This window comes from Paenibacillus jiangxiensis (assembly GCF_046098255.1).
Lineage (GTDB): Bacteria > Bacillota > Bacilli > Paenibacillales > Paenibacillaceae > Paenibacillus > Paenibacillus jiagnxiensis.
Genome location: NZ_JBJURI010000015.1, coordinates 71,891 through 89,991, shown reverse-complemented (window position 1 = coordinate 89,991; position 18,101 = coordinate 71,891). Strand labels below are relative to the sequence as shown.

General features: G+C 47.0%; 21 protein-coding genes. 5 read left to right on the top strand and 16 right to left on the bottom strand.

The features are described 5' to 3' along the window. Positions 1-86 precede the first annotated feature (86 nt). Genes ACI1P2_RS15790 through ACI1P2_RS15780 form a run of 3 tightly spaced genes read right to left on the bottom strand, consistent with a single transcriptional unit; the run spans position 87 to position 4,290 of the window. Complete coding sequence (locus tag ACI1P2_RS15790; protein WP_355320802.1) at positions 87-689, bottom strand: TetR/AcrR family transcriptional regulator C-terminal domain-containing protein; 603 nt, start codon at positions 687-689, stop codon at positions 87-89. A 20-nt stretch (positions 690-709) separates the two neighbouring features. Next, positions 710-2,458, bottom strand: a complete 1,749-nt coding sequence (locus tag ACI1P2_RS15785) for an ABC transporter ATP-binding protein (RefSeq protein WP_355320801.1) — start codon at positions 2,456-2,458, stop codon at positions 710-712. Then, complete coding sequence (locus ACI1P2_RS15780) at positions 2,455-4,290, bottom strand: ABC transporter ATP-binding protein (RefSeq protein ID WP_355320800.1); 1,836 nt, start codon at positions 4,288-4,290, stop codon at positions 2,455-2,457. The genes ACI1P2_RS15785 and ACI1P2_RS15780 overlap by 4 nt, the downstream gene beginning before the upstream one ends. A gap of 396 nt (positions 4,291-4,686) precedes the next feature. Between ACI1P2_RS15780 and ACI1P2_RS15775 the strand changes: the two genes are divergently transcribed. Next, positions 4,687-5,139 (top strand): DUF4367 domain-containing protein, encoded by a 453-nt coding sequence (locus ACI1P2_RS15775; RefSeq protein WP_408976238.1) that lies wholly within the window; start codon positions 4,687-4,689, stop codon positions 5,137-5,139. 41 nt (positions 5,140-5,180) lie between these two features. Here ACI1P2_RS15775 and ACI1P2_RS15770 read toward each other — a convergent pair whose 3' ends face one another. From ACI1P2_RS15770 to ACI1P2_RS15760, 3 genes are all read right to left on the bottom strand, one after another. Continuing rightward, on the bottom strand, positions 5,181-5,507 hold the full coding sequence (locus tag ACI1P2_RS15770; protein WP_355320798.1) for a hypothetical protein: 327 nt from the start codon (positions 5,505-5,507) through the stop codon (positions 5,181-5,183). A 290-nt stretch (positions 5,508-5,797) separates the two neighbouring features. Next, entirely contained in the window at positions 5,798-5,995 is a 198-nt protein-coding gene (locus ACI1P2_RS15765) for an SAF domain-containing protein (protein WP_355320797.1), read from the bottom strand. 247 nt (positions 5,996-6,242) lie between these two features. Next, positions 6,243-6,476 (bottom strand): PTS glucose transporter subunit IIA, encoded by a 234-nt coding sequence (locus ACI1P2_RS15760; RefSeq protein WP_408976237.1) that lies wholly within the window; start codon positions 6,474-6,476, stop codon positions 6,243-6,245. A gap of 136 nt (positions 6,477-6,612) precedes the next feature. On the opposite strand from ACI1P2_RS15760, the gene ACI1P2_RS15755 reads away from it, so the two are divergent. Beyond that, a complete protein-coding gene (locus tag ACI1P2_RS15755) occupies positions 6,613-7,320 on the top strand; it encodes a GntR family transcriptional regulator (protein WP_355320795.1) in 708 nt (235 codons plus the stop codon). A 6-nt stretch (positions 7,321-7,326) separates the two neighbouring features. Here ACI1P2_RS15755 and ACI1P2_RS15750 read toward each other — a convergent pair whose 3' ends face one another. Then, on the bottom strand, positions 7,327-8,526 hold the full coding sequence (locus tag ACI1P2_RS15750) for an enolase C-terminal domain-like protein (RefSeq protein ID WP_355320794.1): 1,200 nt from the start codon (positions 8,524-8,526) through the stop codon (positions 7,327-7,329). A 257-nt stretch (positions 8,527-8,783) separates the two neighbouring features. On the opposite strand from ACI1P2_RS15750, the gene ACI1P2_RS15745 reads away from it, so the two are divergent. Both ACI1P2_RS15745 and ACI1P2_RS15740 read left to right on the top strand, forming a co-directional pair. After that, complete coding sequence (locus tag ACI1P2_RS15745) at positions 8,784-10,028, top strand: PTS transporter subunit EIIC (protein ID WP_355320793.1); 1,245 nt, start codon at positions 8,784-8,786, stop codon at positions 10,026-10,028. Further along, positions 10,012-10,173 (top strand): hypothetical protein, encoded by a 162-nt coding sequence (locus ACI1P2_RS15740; RefSeq protein ID WP_355320792.1) that lies wholly within the window; start codon positions 10,012-10,014, stop codon positions 10,171-10,173. Before ACI1P2_RS15745 ends, ACI1P2_RS15740 begins: the two co-directional genes overlap by 17 nt. 98 nt (positions 10,174-10,271) lie before the next feature. Here the strand turns inward: ACI1P2_RS15740 and ACI1P2_RS15735 are convergent, their stop codons facing one another. The 4 genes from ACI1P2_RS15735 to ACI1P2_RS15720 form a co-directional block, all read right to left on the bottom strand. After that, entirely contained in the window at positions 10,272-10,931 is a 660-nt protein-coding gene (locus ACI1P2_RS15735; protein WP_355320791.1) for a nitroreductase family protein, read from the bottom strand. A gap of 288 nt (positions 10,932-11,219) precedes the next feature. Beyond that, positions 11,220-11,669 (bottom strand): RrF2 family transcriptional regulator, encoded by a 450-nt coding sequence (locus ACI1P2_RS15730; RefSeq protein ID WP_355320790.1) that lies wholly within the window; start codon positions 11,667-11,669, stop codon positions 11,220-11,222. A 126-nt stretch (positions 11,670-11,795) separates the two neighbouring features. Then, positions 11,796-12,404, bottom strand: a complete 609-nt coding sequence (locus tag ACI1P2_RS15725) for a flavin reductase family protein (protein ID WP_355320789.1) — start codon at positions 12,402-12,404, stop codon at positions 11,796-11,798. Positions 12,405-12,426: 22 nt separating this feature from the next. Further along, positions 12,427-13,365 carry a ring-cleaving dioxygenase gene (locus ACI1P2_RS15720; RefSeq protein WP_355320788.1) on the bottom strand — a complete coding sequence of 313 codons (939 nt, stop codon included), beginning with the start codon at positions 13,363-13,365 and terminating at the stop codon, positions 12,427-12,429. A 459-nt stretch (positions 13,366-13,824) separates the two neighbouring features. Between ACI1P2_RS15720 and ACI1P2_RS15715 the strand changes: the two genes are divergently transcribed. Further along, positions 13,825-14,295 carry a DinB family protein gene (locus ACI1P2_RS15715; RefSeq protein ID WP_355320787.1) on the top strand — a complete coding sequence of 157 codons (471 nt, stop codon included), beginning with the start codon at positions 13,825-13,827 and terminating at the stop codon, positions 14,293-14,295. 36 nt (positions 14,296-14,331) lie between these two features. Here ACI1P2_RS15715 and ACI1P2_RS15710 read toward each other — a convergent pair whose 3' ends face one another. The 5 genes from ACI1P2_RS15710 to ACI1P2_RS15690 form a co-directional block, all read right to left on the bottom strand. Beyond that, complete coding sequence (locus ACI1P2_RS15710) at positions 14,332-14,934, bottom strand: histidine phosphatase family protein (protein WP_355320786.1); 603 nt, start codon at positions 14,932-14,934, stop codon at positions 14,332-14,334. A gap of 125 nt (positions 14,935-15,059) precedes the next feature. Beyond that, positions 15,060-15,764: an SDR family NAD(P)-dependent oxidoreductase gene (locus ACI1P2_RS15705; protein ID WP_355320785.1), complete on the bottom strand. Its 705-nt coding sequence runs from the start codon at positions 15,762-15,764 to the stop codon at positions 15,060-15,062. Positions 15,765-16,112: 348 nt separating this feature from the next. Continuing rightward, on the bottom strand, positions 16,113-16,688 hold the full coding sequence (locus ACI1P2_RS15700; RefSeq protein ID WP_355320784.1) for an NAD(P)H-dependent oxidoreductase: 576 nt from the start codon (positions 16,686-16,688) through the stop codon (positions 16,113-16,115). 138 nt (positions 16,689-16,826) lie between these two features. Then, positions 16,827-17,132, bottom strand: a complete 306-nt coding sequence (locus ACI1P2_RS15695; protein WP_355320864.1) for an ArsR/SmtB family transcription factor — start codon at positions 17,130-17,132, stop codon at positions 16,827-16,829. A 76-nt stretch (positions 17,133-17,208) separates the two neighbouring features. Then, on the bottom strand, positions 17,209-18,075 hold the full coding sequence (locus tag ACI1P2_RS15690; RefSeq protein ID WP_355320783.1) for an aldo/keto reductase: 867 nt from the start codon (positions 18,073-18,075) through the stop codon (positions 17,209-17,211). Between the last annotated feature and the right edge of the window lie 26 nt (positions 18,076-18,101).

Here is an 18,101-nt window from a genome sequence, read left to right as displayed (position 1 = left end):
GAGAGCCATAAAAAATTCAGGGAGCCTTTCCGTTCCTGATAATTGACCCTTACTCCTTGCAGAAACTTAAATCAACAGCCTTCTTACTAACGAGTAGTGGAGACTGCCTGATTAATAATTGCCTCTATTCCGAACCGGGCACGTTTCGCATACGTATCTTCTTCAAGCAGTCTGCTAATATGAGCAAGCTTGTGATAATCATCAACACCATCCGGTACAGCGCGGCGTTGCGGACGAATAACCTGTTCTTCTTCAACAAGCCCAATAATTAGACAATGTAAGGCAACACTAGCGCGAGCTGCAACTCTTTCATCTACGCCCAACTCCTGGAACGCCGTGATCAGCACTTCAGCAATATGCAGCGCATTCCTATCAGCAGTATGCGTACCGCTGATAACACGACCGCCATCCCGATGCGAAAGCATAGCTAATCTTAGCCGCAAAGCTACTTCTGTGATTCTTTCCCGAGCGTTGTCAGAAAGATCCGCAAGAGAAAGCTCGCCTAGGATGACCTCCGCCATTAATTCAAATAGCCGTGCTTTGCTCTCCACTTGAAAAGACACCGAGTTCAAGTGCAGTCCCATTCGCTTGGCGACCCCCCGCAATGTAACGGCCTCAATTCCCACATCCTCCAACATGGCCAGGGCCTCACGCACAACATCATCCCGGTTGTGGCGCTTTTTTACCAATTCGCTCCCTCCTTGTTTGCTTATTCCTGTATTTTCGCTCTCGAACCAAGTCGCCAACCGAGTGATCGGGAGCGTTCCCGCCAAAAGTCTGCATAACGTCCATCCGCTTTAATCAATTTTTGATGAGTACCCCATTCTACTATATTTCCCTGCTCCAGGAAAATAATTTGATCTGCTGCGGCGATTGTCTGCAATCGATGAGCAACAACAATCAGCGTGCGATCTGTAGTGAGTGCATGAAGCGCTTCCTGTACAAGTGCTTCATTTTCCGCGTCAAGCGCAGCAGTTGCCTCGTCAAGAAGAACGATTGGCGCATCCTTGAGTATGGCCCGGGCAATCGACACCCGTTGTCTTTCCCCTCCGGAAAGCGCGCTCCCCCCTTCTCCGACTTGCGTATCCAAGCCGTGGGCAAGCCGGTTCGCAATCTCATCTACACGCGCAAGACGAATCGCGTTTTTCAATTCTTCTTCAGTAGCATCAGGCTTGGTCATCAGCACATTTTCACGGATTGTACCGGAAAACAAGTAAACATCTTGGAACACAAAGGAAAGCTGGCTCATCAATTGTTCCGCAGTCATGTCCCGGACATCAACACCAGCCACCTTCACGACGCCAGAACTGATGTCCCAGAATCGGGCGACAAGCCGGGTTATGGTTGTTTTGCCTGCTCCTGAGGGTCCAACCAGCGCTGTCATTGTGCGAGCTTGCGCAGTAAAGGTGATGTCATGCAAAATCTCTCGTTTATCATAACCAAAACGGACAGCTTCGAACGAAACAGCCGGATCGCCAAGGGTGGCTTGTCCAGCATCAGCCGTCTCCGAGAGCGGCTTGGTATGAAAGATATGATCCATTCGATTGAGGTTGTTGCGCACAGTACGTACACCCCCGCCTGCTGCGGCACCGTCCATAAGCGGCTGAACGAAACGGGTGGCAAGAATCAGCAAGGCAATCAGTTCCGTTGCTCCAATTGAAGAACCCACACCAAGCGCAATTCCCGAGAGCAGAATGGCTGTAAATGCACCCTGAACCGTAAGGCGAAACATGCCGTCGCCAATCGCACCACCCCATGTAATCATGCTGTTATCCGCCTTGCGTTGCGCTACAAGCGCTTCATCAAGAAGCTTGTAGCCCTTGGACACCCGGCCAAACGCGCGGAGTATAGGCTGAGTCTGGGCAAATTCGATGATCCGGTTTGCTGTTCGTGTATTGGCGCTATGTGTACGCAAATCCACATAATCCACAATCGCAACCGTGCCCCGATAAGCGCCCCATACGATCGGAGCAGCGATCAGGGCAACCAGCGCCAATCTCCATTCAAACAGAAACATTAGCACAATAACAACTGCCGGCGTTACAAAAGCATTGACCAGCGTCCCCAACATTTGTGTCGGAAACCCCGTGACACTAAATACCCCGGAGCTGGTCAAGCGAGAAACGGAACCTACTTTTTCAGCATTAAACCAGCCTAATGGAAGTTTGGATATATGATCCCCCAGTCGTTGCCACAAATGCGCAGTCAAAGCCATTGATGAGGTTAAGCCAAGCATTTTGGTACGATAGTTTAGTATTCCAAACCCGGCAAGGATAGCCGCCTCAACCCCTATCCATAACCAGAGTTGTTGAAAATCGCCTTCCAAAAGTACTTGCACAAGCGGTACCAGCAAGCTGAAAGCAACTCCTTGCAGGATAGCACATACAACAGTTAGCGTTATTAACCGCCGCAATACAGGCGCGTCGTCTCCCATGACTCGAAGCAATCGACGAATCATGACTTCACCTCCTTGGTTGAATCCAACCCATGATGTACTTCAGGATGCCAGGACATTGAGCGCTCATGTTTCCACCACAGTTGGGCATATAGCCCACCCTGCGCAAGCAGATGCCCATGTGTGCCTCGTTCGACAATGTGTCCCCGATCAACAACTGCAATCTGATCAGCTCCTTGAATTGTCGAAAGCCGATGAGCGATGACCAGCAAGGTGCGTCCGGCAGCCAGCGCAGAGAGCGCATCTTGAATGAGTGCTTCCGATTCCGGATCAGCAAATGCAGTGGCCTCGTCAAGTACAAGAATCGGAGCGTCTGCAAGCAGTGCTCTGGCTATTGAAATACGTTGCGCTTCGCCACCTGAAAACAGGGCATCTTCACCAATAACGCTATCATAGTCACGTGGAAGTTCAAGAATTCTGTCATGAATTTGAGCCGCACGCGCGGCCTGCTCCACCTCTGCAATTGTGGCTTCAGGTCTTGCCAGCCGGATATTCTCCGCCACAGAAGTGCTCAATAACTGTATGTCTTGAAAAACAAAAGAAACATGGCGGTAAAGCTCACTCGTCGGGATATCACGCAGATCCACGCCTCCCAGCGTGATCTTGCCTTCATCCGGATCCCAAAAACGCGGAATAAGCTTGGCGATTGTTGTTTTTCCTGAACCCGAGCGGCCGACCAGCGCAGTCGTTGTTCCGGGCTCCAGCCAAAGATCAACCCCATCCAATGCTGCATGCTGCCCATCATAGCTAAAACGAACATTCTCCAACACGATGGTTTCATTCGCAGGTACAGATGGCGTTTTGGGCTCGGGAAGCGTCTTGGTATCCAGCAAGGCAAGGACTCGTTCACTGGCTTCAGCAGCCTGCGAAGTCGCAGTAGCGCTAAAAAACAATGCCATGAGCGGACTCGTCACACCAACACCCAGTAATACAAAAGGAATGACTGCAACCGGGTCCAACTGCCCCATTCCGGATAAAACTGAGCCTGCTGCTGTAATAATGACGAGAGAGGCCAGTGGTGCAAGCACAACTTCCGCGAGAGCTGCAGACCGCAAGGTTCCACCCATGACTCCGCTCATAAGAGCCATAAATCGCTGCGTGGCATCCAAAAATTTACGATAGGCACGCCCAGCCTGACCAAAGGTCTTCACCACGCTGATGCCCTGCACAAACTCAACTGCAGTTCCATTGATCTCGCTCATGGCTGTAGACGTATCGGCCATTTTCGGGCGAATCTTTGCTATCTGCACAGCATACAAGCCAATTCCTGCTAACAGTGGCAGCATGACGAACAGCGACATCGCCCAGTCAATGCTAAACAAATACACCAGGGTTACAACCGGCACAACCGCTCCGTCTACAATCTCTAGTCCTGTATGAGCGACCAGATGGTGCATATGCATCACATCGTCGGATACACTCTTCTTAATACTTCCAGAAGTTCTCGCCGTAAACCAGCCCAATCGTACCCTTCCCAGATGAGCCGCAATACGTCGTCTCACAAGTAGCTGGAAACTAGTGTCGGCAAAATGCGTAATTGCGCCTGCAACGAACACACAAACTAGACGCAGCAGCAGCGCCCCAGCAGCTATCCAACCCCAAATCCATATGTTCCCCTCCGTGTTCACCTCGGAAACGAGAAGCATCTGTGCGATCTCGGCAATTGCAATAAACGGCACGATTGAAGCCGTGGCGCCAATTGCTGCTATAAAAAATGCGAGAATTAGCCGCCAACGAATCGGCTTCAGAAGGAGCCACAACCCACGGAAGTTCGGGATAGCGTTAGCTTTGGCCATGCTGTTTTCTTTCTCAATATTTATTTTTGCAGAGTTCAAATACTCCACCTCCTACATTGAAATTTTGACATCCTATTTCCCAAAAATTATAAGTCAGATTAGCCGTACTGGTTACCATGCTATTCTGATTTATTAGCACAACAATATACTTGGTCAATGAACAAGTCAATAAGAAAATTGTTCATTGACCAAGTATTTTTCAACAAGATACAAATGATTTTATTTATATAACTCAACTTTCAGTGCGACCAAGCCACCAAGAACGTTATGTTTGCTAATAACCTCTAAGCCATTTTGATAATGAAAACGTGAGCCAACCACTTTCAAACTGATGCAAGGCTCTTTACATTGAGGGGTACGATGCTGAACTGTCCTGCGAACCCCTTTCTGGTTTCGTCTTTTCGCAAGAAATCATACCCGTAGAAGCTCCATGTCATGAGTAGCCATTTCAATCATAACAATTTCAAGTCTATTTTTCTGAATTACTTGGTCAGAATCGGGGAGGGTAGTAGGAAGATTTCTCGCTCAAAAAAGTTAAGCTTTCCGTTGCTTCAACCCAGCTTCCTGCCGGACAATTTCAGCTTGGACATTGTACGAGTCTATCAGGAGTCGGGTCAGTACAACAATGTCTATCTGGAGTATGCCAATGACGCTGGAGAAATTTTTAAGGTTAGTGAGTTGTTCATCGGTGATGCGGAAGTTCGGAGAGAATTGGCGAACGACGCAGGTATAATTAAAGAAATCATCATAGGCACCGATCCGGCCGTACTTGTTCTGATGCCTAGCGACTTGTCCTATCTGGAATGGATAAAAGGCAATGTGAAAGTGCTGATTTCTGGAAAGCTGAGTGAACAAGACATCATTCGAGTGGCCGATTCCTTGCATTAAGAAGGAGCAAACGGGGAGAACCGTTCGCTCCTTCTCCTGTCTTATGGAACTAAATAGGTGGCCGAGTAGCGATACCCGGACTCCGTTCTCGAACCTTCATTGATCCAATGATACGCTTGTGTACGATAATAGTAGCCGGATTCAACCGGCACATTGCTATAGGACGAGTATACATAGGCCGCATTGGCGTGGCCGCTCTCCAAGTAATCAAAGTTGGAATCGAACACCGTCAAGATTGAAAACCCTATCGGAGGCGGCGGGGTTGTCGCCGATGTTGGTTCCGGCGCTGCTTGCGCAAACGCGGCAGGCACTAGCAGTGCGAGGATCAACGTCAGGACTGGAATACGGAACGGAAAAAACTTCTTCAATAGATGAACCTCCTTTATGAAGTAGACTACACTCTATATAACGACACATACGCTCATTTCCTGACGGTGGCAAATTTGAAAGCCACCTTCGTTTTTAATTTCGAAGGTGGCTTTCATGCCGATTTGCTACTGATTCCCATGTTTTTAAGTTTACCTGGTAAAAAACACAACACCGGACTAAATTAGGCGCTTCATTCTTAAATGCAAATGGCAAGGAAATATCTTTTCAATATTTCCCTCCATTGTTACCTGCTTGTTCAATTATTGGGCCTACGATTCCTGCTCAGTCTTCAACAACCGTGCCAATTGCTTAAGGCCCCGGTCCACGGACCTGAAATTCCTTGAGTCGCACATCCTTCGGAACGGGCTGTCCCGCATACAGCAAGAAAGCGAGCAGCGGCGTTCGGGTCCAGCTCCACCTTGGCATGCTTGCCGATAATCGCCTCCCGATTGGTCAGAATTCCGGACGGAAGAAGCTCGGCGGGCATCGGAACCGCCTTGAGACCATGTCAAATCGATTTTCTGATTGTCTGAACAATATATTACTTGAAATGGACTCCATTTCTTCACGTGGTTTTTCAAGTCATAGAATGAGAAAATCCACCTTCACTCTTTACTTGGAAGGTGGATTTTCAAGCCGATTTGTTGCTGCTTTCCATGTTTTTATGTTTACCTCGTAAAAAACACAACACCGGCTTGGCATGCCAGTTCATCCGATTGAGCTGCTTTGCAGCTTCAGAAATAAACCCGCAGCACCGGATCCTCTGAAGGCTTCCGGACGGAGCTATCCACTTCAACCAGTCTTATATGTTCCTGGCCATCTGGGACAATGACAGGGGTCACGACAAAGTATCCGGCCTGACGAATCTTGTCCATATCGAATTCCAGCAGCAGCTGCCCTTCTTTGACCTTGTCTCCGGTGCCCACATGTGCCTGAAAACCATCGCCTTTAAGAGAAACTGTATTCATGCCGACATGGATCAATGCTGCGTGCCGGTTGTTTTATGTTGAAACCTCCCACTTCTATAACGATTACGATGACTTGAAAATCGATCGTATAACAGTAATATAAGTATCATGAGCTAACGACTAGGGGGACCAGCCTGTGAACAAAACAGAATTTATAATCCACGACTTGTTAAGCAAAATCTATCAAAACCACTACCCCGACGCGAAGCTGCCGACGGAACGGGAGCTTGCGGAGCAGTATCATGTTTCAAGATACACGATTCAGGAATCCATCAAAAAATTGAAATACATGGGCCTCGTTAAAGTCGTGCAGGGATCAGGCATTTTCATCGGAAAGAACATCCAGACCAGCCCGCTTATATATAACTCTTTGACAGAGAATCCATACTCCAACATCCAATCCAAAGTGATCGAGCTGCAAAAGCAGCCTGCCACGTCCGCGGACCAGCAAATTTTCGGAATCACAAGCAGCGACGAGGTATGGGTGCTTCAGCGTGTAAGAATCGTGAACTATCAAACGGTGCAAATCGAGCTGTCCCGGCTGCCTGTTGCTTTGTTTCCCATGTTCACTCCCAAGGATGCCGAAAATTCCATTCAATCCTATGTGCAAAAGCATAAATATACTATTTCTCACTATCTGAATACCTATGAGGCGATCGCGCTTAACAAAGAGCAGGCCATGCTCCTGCAGCAAAAGCGAAAGAGCCCGGCCATGAAAATATCAAGCCGCGGCCTGCTCAGTAATGGAAGAATCTTTGAGATCAGTGAGATCGTAGCCATTGACTACAGATGCACGTATTTGACCGCGTTTAATAACGAGCATCATAAAAGAAGAAACTCATAGTAAGGCTTACGGAGTCATCAGTGTTCCGTCCGGCAGTCTCGCCTGTGTCCATTCATGAGGCCTGTATTCCACCGGATACTTCTTCGCCTGTTCCTCATTGAACTCCACCCCGATTCCCGGTGTTTCCAGCGGGTAGATGTAGCCGTTTCTGGCATCGATGATCGGCGAAAAGACACTGCGCGTATTCTCCTTGATCGGAATATTTTCCTGGATAGCGGCACTGTGCAAATGAATATTCAGATGCGTGTTCACAGCGATGCCAATTGGAGTGATATCCGACGGCGTATGCCAGGCAATTCTGACGCCAAATGCTTCACACAACGCTCCCAGCTTAAGCGCGGATGTAATGCCCCCGATTTGCGATACATGGCAGCGGATAAAATCGATCTGCCTGTCCGCAATCAGGCTTCTCCATTCCAGCGGATTGTTGAACAGCTCCCCGGTGGCTATGGCTGTTGAAGTTTGGGAGCGAATTTGACTCAACCATTCGTTCTGATCCGGCGGCAAAATGTCCTCGACAAAGTAAGGCTTATAGCGTTCAAGGTCTTTGGCAAACTGTACGGCCTGATTCGGGAAAAGCCGCTCATGTACATCATGCAAAATATGAAACCGGTTCTGGTACTTGGACCTTAACTGGGCAAACATCTCAATGGTTGTCTGCATATATTCATCCTGATCATAATACGACCCTTTGGTGCTGTTATCCGGGGTGTGCAGGCGTGAAGGATTTCCCCCATAAAAGCCAAGCTGGCAGCGGATATGCTTATACCCCTGTTCGAGAATGGCATCAATCTCCCGATACAAATCTTCGATATTGTCCGCAACTGCATGAGTATATGCAGGCACGGCATCCCTCGCTTTGCCGCCAAACAGCTGGTACAAAGGCATGCCGGCGATTTTCCCCTTGATATCCCATAGAGCCATATCTACCCCGGAGACAGCATTATTCAGGATAGGACCATTACGCCAATAAGAGTTGACCATCATCAAATGCCATAAATCTTCGATGTTGTTCGCGTCTTTTCCCAGCAATATAGGTTTAAGATACTCTTCGACGACGAGCTGGACAGCCTTCGGGCGCTGCTGAAAAGTGGCACAGCCATATCCAACCAGATTATTGTCTGTAGTGACTTTCACAACTACCAGATTATGCCTATCCGGCTTAAGCACAAAACATTCCACGTTCGTGATAATGGAAGGGTTCATAGGTCTCCTCTTTTCTAAGAAATCTAGATTTATTGAAACATGTTTTGAAATGCGGAAGCAATTTGGCAAGGTAAAAGGTCAAAATATTAAAAAATATCAGTCCAATTTATCATAAAAATCTAATTGAACCCTTATGTATCAAGGATTTATCGAAAAACCTGGTTTATTTTGGACTGCTTTTATTTGATAAGCCTTTGTGATAGCATTCAGTAATGTAAACGGAACCAACACTTATTTCGAGGACAGGAGAATTTTTGATGAGCAAAGTGAAAACGGTACAAGACATCATTACCGGGGTCGGTGGAGAAGACAATATTGTAAACGCTTGGCACTGCATGACGAGACTCAGGTTTGATCTGAAAGATAAAAGCAAAGTAGATATTGAGAAGCTTAAGCAATTGGATCCCGTTTTGGGAGCTCAGTTCAACCAAGACCAATTCCAGATCATTCTTGGCCCCAAGGTTGGGGAATATTATAATGCTTTGGCCGGTGAGCTCAAACTGGCAGATGTGCAACAGGATGAGGTAAAAAGCGAAGAGAAAAAGAAAGGCTTTGTTACCCTCTTCATGAACATTGTATCCGGCGTGTTCGGACCTATCGTTCCGGCTATTGCCGGGGCAGGATTGATCAAAGGACTTATCGCGGGGCTGATCGCTCTCGATATTATTTCGGATAAAAGTGAAACGGTGCAAATCATTAACATGATGGCGAGCGGAGTGTTCACGTTCCTGCCATTCTTCCTGGCAGCCTCGGCAGCCAAGATATTCAAAACCAATGAATATCTGGCCGTCGCTATTGCCGCTACCATAATGTTTCCAACGATGGTGGATGCGGCCAAAGCCGGGGAGCTATCGTCGTTTCATTTTCTAGGCATTATCCCTATTCCTGTGTTTAACTATACCGGCACGGTTATCCCCATTATCTTTGCCGTCTGGGCGATGAGCTATATTCACAGGTGGGTTAACCGATTTATGCCGGAAATACTGAAAACCGTCGTTACACCAACCTTGACCTTATTTATTTCCGGTTTTCTCGCATTATCCGTTATCGGTCCTATCGGTATTTACCTGGGCAATGGGCTGGCTTGGCTTGTGCAAGGCTTGTTTGACATCTCTCCCATCCTTGCCGGTGTTGTTGTTGGTGCCATTCGTCCGTTGGCCGTCTTCACGGGCATGCACCATGCCATGACTCCGATTGCTTTGCAAAACTTTGCAACACAAGGCTACGATATGCTGATGCCTATGATGTGTATGGCGAACTTCTCGATCGTGGGCGCAACCTTTGCAGTGTACTACAAGGTAAACACGGCCAAAGAAAAAACGATTATCGTGTCCGCCGCCGTTTCCGGTCTGTTGGGAATTACAGAGCCTGCGTTGTTCGGTGTACTGTCCAAGTATAAAAAGGCTTTTTCTGGCCGCCATCATCGCCAGCTCGGTTGCTTCCGCGTTTATCAGCTTTTTCGGCGTAAGATTGTACGGATATGTATTGTCCAGTATTTTTAGCATCCCGGCCTACTTCGGTCCGTACTTTATCTATGCCATTTCCGGAATGGCCATTGCCATTGCGCTCTCCTTTACAATTTGCTATCTGCTGCTCAGCAAAACAGAGGTCGAGAAAGCAAACGCGACTGCGCTGCAAAGCAATTAATGGTTTCTGGCTCTCAAGTTCATAGATTGATTGGATTTATCTCATGAAGAAAGCAGCCGGGTGACCGGCTGCTTTCTTTGCGTGATGCTCAATCATTTTTAGTTAGCAGGCATTTCGTTGAAGAAAGTGATGTCGTCAATAGGCAACCGAGTTGTCGGGTGGCCCGGTTTGGCCGCTTTGCCGAGGGCAATCAGCATGACCGAAACGTACCGGTCGCTGATGCCGAAAGCTTGCTTGAACTGATCTGCGTCATATCCGCCCATTGGCACAGTATCGTAGCCATGAGCACGCGCGACCAGCATGAGCTGCTGGGAGACAATACCACCGTCAATGTGGAGAACTTTGTGCAATCTTTCCTCCGTCATCGAACCGTATGCATTAATCGATCTTTCCACATATGCTTTAGCGGTATCTTCCGCCATATAGCCGTGTTTTACGGATTCGCCGATAATATCACCCAGCTTCTTGTATCCTTCCGTATCACCCAGCACAGCGATCACCGCAGCAGCTTCAGTAACCTGAGATTGATTGTAAGCGATCGGCAGAAGCTTCGCTTTTAATTCCTCCGTCTCGATCACCAGGAAACGCCAAGGCTGAGCGTTGCTGGAGGAAGGAGCAAGCGTCGCTTCCTTAATCAGCTCTTTAATTTCCTCGTGAGACAGGCGAACCGACTTGTCATACACACGCACAGATCGGCGCTCGCGGATGACATCGGCGAATAAAGCGGAACTTTGACTGGTTTGAGTTGAAGTTGACATGATAAATCCTCCCTTGAATCAATACTGTTATTGATTCGGCACAGTTATTTTTAAGCTAAACGACCCAGTTTAACGCCCAAGTCCGCATGCGAAGCCAATGTTTGCAAATGAATCGCAGCAAGATCACCAAATTGTTCCCGCTGCTGATCATGGGCATAACTGTGTTCATAGCTACACAGTGCACCAAAAAAAATAACACCATTCGCGGCTTGCCTTAAACTGTTTCTTATATTGCACAGTATAAAATCTAAGCAAACCGCTGTCAACTGTCTTTTTTCCTGGACTCACCTAAATCTTTGCTTCCAGTTGTTTGGCGATATCTGCAATCGTATATTTGCTTAATACTCCGCGCATGCTGTCTTCCATTTCTTGCGTAATATCCTCAAGGGCAGATTTCATGCTTTTCCCAAGCGGGTGTGTGCCCGCTGTCTCGATAATGCCGCAGGAAATGCTGCTGCCTGCTCGAAATACATCGTACACATCAACCAGACGAATGGATTCAGGCGATTTTTTAAGATGGTACCCGCCGTCACGCCCTTCCCGGGTTCCGATATACCCTTCCTTAACAAGAACGGATAGAATGCGGCGCAACAGGGAAGGCTCCGACTGAAGATATTTGGCGAGTTCAACACTTGGACAAGCTATGTTTACGTCCTCCTGCGACAATATAGCAAGCGCTTGAACAGCCAGTCCGAACCATTTCGGGTGCTGAGTCGGCGTACAATATTCATGCTTCATTCTTTACTCCCCCTTCAGCCTACTCTTGGCTAGCATGAATAAATTGTACCGAATTCCCTTGTACGCCGCAATAGATGAGCTTTTACCAGCCACGCCATGACTTGAATCGTCGGACCACATATTTCTCTAGACAGGTCGCTCAATCGTGAAAATCTCTCCAATTTTCGCATAATCATGACCGGCTAACCTGCTGACCGCCCCTAGGCGCCTTGGATCAATTTTTCCATGATCATAAATGTCGTTCTGAATATGAAAGTGAACTACTCTGCCTATAATAAGGTCGCATCCGTTTGAAGCTGTCCCGCCAAGTTCAAGTGAATGCTCCAAAACGCATTCCATACGAATTTTTGCTTCAGCTACTCCCGGAACATTGATTTTGACGCTGTCTATGGGAGTCAGATGAGCCAATTCAACTTCACTTTGATCAGGCGGCAGCTTTGCGGCTGTTTCATTGATTTGGCGAACATTGTCTTCGTCAACGATATGAACCACAAATTCTTTTATGTCACTGATGTTTCTGGCTGTGTCTTTTTGTACACCCTCCGAGCGTTGAATGGACAACGAGATCATCGGAGGGTTGGCGGATACGATATTAAAAAAACTGAATGGAGCGCCGTTCAAAACGCCATCCTTGGAAAGCGTCGTGACAAAGGCAATAGGTCTGGGAACAATGCTGCCTATAAGCAGCTTATAATTTTCCCGTTCCGTATTTGCCGCAGGATCTATGGAAAGCATACAGATCAACCTCTTTCACAGTTTAGTCAAGCTCTCTTACTTCAAACGGAAGCAGAACTCCTTCAATATCAGCTCTATGAGGCTCGTACTGGGCCGGCAGCTTTAAAGCTTGCCCCATTGTTTCAAACGATTCATCATGAGCAAATCCCGGAGGATCTGTAGCGATCTCAAACAAAATTTCGCCATGCTCTCTAAAGTATACCGCATTGAAATAGTTCCGGTCCCGCACCGCTGTCACTCCGTAACCATTTTCCGCAATATGTTTTTGCCATTCCAATTGATCCTGATCATCTTTGGCCCGCCATGCAATATGATGAACCGTTCCGACACCCATCTGGCCGTGACCTACTGAAGAAAGTTTAAGATCTACAATGTTGCCAATGTCGGCGGAAGAGCGGTAACGGGCGATATCTCCTTCTTTTGCAATAAATTCAAGCCCCATTACTTTCTCCAATAATTCAGCCGTTTGTTCAGGGTGTGCGGATAACAGCGTCGCTCCCCCAAAACCTTTGATGGCCACATCGGAGGTAATACTGCCGAAGCTCCATGAGTTTGGCTCCCCTTCTTCCCGTTCCACAATTTCCAGGTGAAGTCCATGCGGATCATCAAATTCCAGATACTGCTCGCCAAAGCGCTCCATTTTTGAAAACGGAACATTAAAATGCTCAAGCCGGTTCTCCCAGAACTTCATTGCCCCTTTAGGCACAACATATGAGGTAACCCCCACCTGGCCATCGCCAATGGTTCCTTGGCGGGCATTAGCCCAGGGGAAGAACGTAATAATCGTCCCAGGCTTGCCGCCTTCATTGCCAAAATAAAGGTGATACGTGCCCGGATCATCAAAATTGACCGTTTGTTTAACCAGACGCAGCCCCAATACTCCGGCATAAAAATCAACATTTTCCTGTGGATGTCCGACGATCGCTGTGATGTGGTGAATTCCCATTGTTTTTTTACTCATTTCAATTCACTCCTGTTTTTTATTAGTGTTGTGTGGAATTGCATTTACTCGGTAAAACAACCTTCAAATTATTTATCTTTATTTAAAGTATTTTTAATATGAGATAATAATATTTCTTTATTCCCCTTTTGTCAATACTATTCTTTAGATTTATTTATCCACTCATACAGGCGGTTATATACAATATAAAAAAAACGTCTATCGACGTACATTCAAAGAAGACAGACCGCGTTTAGCGGTAGTTTTTCTTGCGATTCCAGGAAGCTTTTACTAAGAAGTTTGTACTTTCTGGAATCTAAAAAAAGGACAGGAACGTCTCTGTGTTCTCTGTCCTGCAAGTTATATATTGGGTCCGGAGATTAATCTTCGAATACGGTAAACATGCCTGTCACGTGCGGCGATATGATACAATCCAAAAGAAAAGGTATAACATCAAGAAACGATGGAGGTCGAAACGATATGAAAACGATGCAAGCGTTGTTCGCGCATATGGATTGGGCCAACCGCAGGCTTCTTGAAGCTTTGCAAGCTGCGCCGGTGGACGAAGCCAGCAAGGCAGCTACGCTGTTCCTGCACTTGCTCCAGGCGGAGAACATTTGGCTGACCCAGCTACGCGGTAAGAGCAGTGAGGGGATCGAACTATGGGCGGATAAGGCGGATCTTGCCTCCTGTGAAGCGCTGATTGAGGCAAACGGAAACGGCTTCCGGGCTTGGTTTGACGCTCTTCCAGAGGACTCGCTGGATAAGCCCATCGCGTACCGCAGCCAGTCCGGCGAGCCGTTTGAATCATCCGTTCGGGACATTTTGCTGCAAGTTGCCCTGCACGGCCAATACCATCGCGGCCAGATCAACGCCTTACTTCGCTCGGACGGCTTCGAGCCGGCGCCCATGGATTATATCCTGTACGCGCGGCTCAACGGAAACGCCTAGTCAGCTGATGATTTCCATAAAAGCGGCATCCGTTAATTAACTAAGCAGGTGGCTCGTATTGGCAAAATCGGCTAATTTGAAAGCTCCCTCACTGCAGCTTACTTTTGTTATCGAGCACTCCCGGATCAAATTGCTTTGTTCTTGTATAAAATTCGGATGCCTGCTGTTCAGCTCCTCAGGGGCAAAAACATTAACCATAAAGTCTGTGATCAAACCGCCGTGAGTCACTATAATAATACTCTCGTCTGGATGTTGAACTGATAATTCCAGTAAACACGAGGACATCCGCTCCCCCGCCTTTCTTGCAGAATCACCGACTGGCGGGGAAAAATCCCTTTCTTTCGTGCACCGGTCCCACATTTCCACAAACTGCTGAAAAGTTTGTTCTGGCAGGTCGCCCCAGTTAGCCCGCTCCCGCAACCTTATATCTTCTGATACCGCTCTCCTTGTTTCTTCTCCAATAATTTGGGCAGTCTGTTTGGCTCTTCTAAGTGGACTGCTAACAATTTTGGTTAGTGACATATGACGAAAGCGGCTTGCCGTCATTTGGGCTTCATATGCGCCTTCAAAAGAGATGGGGACATCCCCCACCCCTTTTTCTTTTTTAGCATGTCTGACCAGATAGAAATCCGTACTCACTTTGATCAGTCCTTTCCACAAAGGATATCAAATTAAAATTAGATGTACATGAAATTAAACATATATCTAATAATATGATATCTTATGATTTGGGAAAAGGAAACCAAGACAACTGTCGAATATCATTAATCCATATATTGCTCATCCGGCTCATTAAAAGCTGCTGCCAGGATTTTCTCTGCAACATATTCCGGAGTATCAGATTGACCCGAGGAACCTGGTGCATGCTGCGGTCGAACACCCAGCGCGTTTTTGCCAAAACCCGTTGCGGTTGCACGCGGATAGACGGAAATCACCCGGATATGCTCTGAGGCCAATTCACCTCGTGCTGTATCGGAAAGCATGTTCAACGCGGATTTGGTAGCTGCATAGGTTCCGATTCCGGGAATATTCATCTTGGAGACCACCGAACTTATATTGATGATCAGTCCGCCTCCTTGCTCTCTCATGAGAGGGATCACAGCTTGCATAGCCGCTAATGGTCCAATCACATTAAGGTCAAAGATCCTGCGGAAGTCATCAGGATTGACGTCGGCGATCGTGCCAACTACAGCTTGACCTACGTTATTGATGACCACATCCAGGCGGCCAAAGTGCCGTGCCGTCTCCTCAATGACTCGTTGAACTTGCTTCGGATCGCTCACGTCAGCGGGCAGAGCTACAGCGTCACTTCCCTGGCTCTTTAATTCCTCGGCGAGATGATCGAGTACATCGGCAGAACGAGCTACCAATGCCAATTTGGCACCTGCGGCGGCAAAGCGGCGTGCTGTAGCTAAGCCGATACCAGCAGATGCCCCAGTAATAAGAACAACTTTGTCACGAATTTCCATAATAAATGTTCCTTTCTTTGATTGGTATAATTGTGATGAATCCTTCGATTTTTGTAATACAGCATTAGGTTGATATATCAACTTGGATATAATTTATCACACTTAGGTTGATGCGTCAACTATAATGTTATATTCGTATGGACAAGAGAGCAATCCGAAGAGGAAATGTGAACAAGTCATAGGTAGTAAGGTTCCAATTTGGGCAATATCCCTGCTTCATGCAAAAAAACAAGGCTATTGGTTTAAGTCCCTGTAACCTTGTCGTTTTTTTCACTCTAATTTCCCCACACAAATGAATTCCTAAGAAAGGATTTGCGCGTTTTTATCTTCGATGCAGTACGATTGCCGTTAACCTTTTGCACCTATGACGGCTGGCTGGCCCTCCACATAGTCGGCGTATTCCACAGCATATTTTTCGAGCTGTTCATCGGTCACTTCGCGAATTCCGCCTATTATAAAAGGGCTGCGGTAGGTCATTCCGGTGTAATTGGCGGTCTGCTGGAACGGGCGCAGCAGCTCGCTGTAGGAATAATTGTGCAGTCCGCCAGCCTGGAACATGCTTGCAGCTCCTCCCGAAGAAATAGCAACAAGGAGCTCCTTGCCCTTCAGCTTATCGCCGCCTCTGCCGTGCGCAAAACCAAGCTCAAATACTTCATCCAGCCATTTCTTCAGCAGAGAAGGAGAACTATACCAATGCAATGGAAATTGAAATACGATACGGTCATGTGCCGACAACAGCGCCTGCTCACGGGCAACGTCGATCTTTTCGTCCGGATACGTCTCGTACAGCCGGTGAACGGTAACATGGCCTCTTCGCTCAAGCTCGGTCGCCAATCGTTTGTTGATCCGGGATGATCCCAAATCCGGATGGACAACAATCACAAGCGTTTTGGCACTGTTGGACAAGTTGGAATCGTTGAACATATGAAACAGCTCCTTTTCAGAAAATAATATTACAATTCGGGATATGTCGATATGAATGACGAAAAAAATAACATTTCGCGAATTGTCGATATATTATATATATAAAAACTGAATTCATGATATAGAATTCAGTTTTTATTACAGGTCCTGCTGAATATAGGAAGCAATTTGTTGTATTGCTTCTTCATCTCTTCTGTAATATGTCCATTTTCCCACCCGGGTCGCATGTACAAGCCCTGCCCGCTGCAGTATGGACAAATATTGAGATGTTGTCGATTGGGTCATCTTCAACTTGGCTGTGATCTGACTGACACATACCCCAACGTCGAGAAGGTCAACCCCTTCCTGGAGTCCAACAAAATGAGCTTTAGGATCTTTCAGCCACTCCAGGATTTGCAGACGAGCCTCATTAGATAATGCCTTGAACACTTCAATGGGATCAATTGGTTTCATGCCACCATTATATCGATATTTTCCGATATGTCAACACAATTCCATGTAAGTTGCTAAAGACATCAAATCAGACATCGAGTATTAAACTGTCCAGCTTAATACTACTTAGTGATTTCACCGTTTCCGGATCATGATATGAGAGGAAGCTGCTTTGCTTCGTATCCAGCTTGGCGATTGTCTCCATATCCTCCTGGCTTAATTCAAAGTCGAAAATATTGAAATTTTCGATAATTCTTTCTTTATGGACCGACTTTGGAATGACGACCACTTCTCTTTGTGTCAACCAGCGCAAAATCACCTGAGCTACGGATTTATGATGTTTTTCAGCCAGCGACATCAGAACTTCGTTCTGGAACATATGATTTCTGCCTTCGGCAAAAGGTCCCCAGGATTCGATCTGCACATTGTATTCCTTCATAAGAGCAGCACTTTCAATTTGCTGGCAGAAAGGATGTGTTTCCACCTGATTGACGGCAGGAGTGATTTCGTTATGAAGAATCAAATCCACAAGACGGTCCGGGTGGAAGTTGCTCACACCGATGGCTCTGATTTTCCCCTCATGATACAGCTCCTCCATTGCACGCCAGGAACCATATACATCACCAAATGGCTGGTGAATCAGATACAGATCCAAATAATCCAATTGCAATCTTTCCAGTGACTTTGCAAAGGCCTTCTTTGTGCTATCATAACCCGCATTTTGTATCCAGAGCTTGGTCGTAATAAACAATTCATCTCTTGGCACGCCGCTCCGCTTGATAGCTCTGCCGACGGCTTCTTCATTTTGATAACCGGAAGCGGTATCGATTAAACGATAGCCTGCCATAATAGCGTCATAAACGCTTTGTTCACATTCCTGCGCATCATTAATCTGATAAACGCCAAAACCGATGATCGGCATTTCAACACCATTGTTCAGCATTACTTTCCGCATTTGAAACCCTCCCATTTTAAATATGC

Excerpts from the sequence above, each read along its gene's own strand:
- ACI1P2_RS15785 (WP_355320801.1), bottom strand. The coding sequence starts at position 2,458 with ATGATTCGTCGATTGCTTCGAGTCATGGGAGACGACGCGCCTGTATTG.
- ACI1P2_RS15775 (WP_408976238.1), top strand. The coding sequence starts at position 4,687 with ATGAGTAGCCATTTCAATCATAACAATTTCAAGTCTATTTTTCTGAAT.
- ACI1P2_RS15765 (WP_355320797.1), bottom strand. The coding sequence starts at position 5,995 with ATGCCCGCCGAGCTTCTTCCGTCCGGAATTCTGACCAATCGGGAGGCG.
- ACI1P2_RS15760 (WP_408976237.1), bottom strand. The coding sequence starts at position 6,476 with ATGAATACAGTTTCTCTTAAAGGCGATGGTTTTCAGGCACATGTGGGC.
- ACI1P2_RS15750 (WP_355320794.1), bottom strand. The coding sequence starts at position 8,526 with ATGAACCCTTCCATTATCACGAACGTGGAATGTTTTGTGCTTAAGCCG.
- ACI1P2_RS15745 (WP_355320793.1), top strand. The coding sequence starts at position 8,784 with ATGAGCAAAGTGAAAACGGTACAAGACATCATTACCGGGGTCGGTGGA.
- ACI1P2_RS15735 (WP_355320791.1), bottom strand. The coding sequence starts at position 10,931 with ATGTCAACTTCAACTCAAACCAGTCAAAGTTCCGCTTTATTCGCCGAT.
- ACI1P2_RS15730 (WP_355320790.1), bottom strand. The coding sequence starts at position 11,669 with ATGAAGCATGAATATTGTACGCCGACTCAGCACCCGAAATGGTTCGGA.
- ACI1P2_RS15725 (WP_355320789.1), bottom strand. The coding sequence starts at position 12,404 with ATGCTTTCCATAGATCCTGCGGCAAATACGGAACGGGAAAATTATAAG.
- ACI1P2_RS15720 (WP_355320788.1), bottom strand. The coding sequence starts at position 13,365 with ATGAGTAAAAAAACAATGGGAATTCACCACATCACAGCGATCGTCGGA.
- ACI1P2_RS15715 (WP_355320787.1), top strand. The coding sequence starts at position 13,825 with ATGAAAACGATGCAAGCGTTGTTCGCGCATATGGATTGGGCCAACCGC.
- ACI1P2_RS15705 (WP_355320785.1), bottom strand. The coding sequence starts at position 15,764 with ATGGAAATTCGTGACAAAGTTGTTCTTATTACTGGGGCATCTGCTGGT.
- ACI1P2_RS15700 (WP_355320784.1), bottom strand. The coding sequence starts at position 16,688 with ATGTTCAACGATTCCAACTTGTCCAACAGTGCCAAAACGCTTGTGATT.
- ACI1P2_RS15690 (WP_355320783.1), bottom strand. The coding sequence starts at position 18,075 with ATGCGGAAAGTAATGCTGAACAATGGTGTTGAAATGCCGATCATCGGT.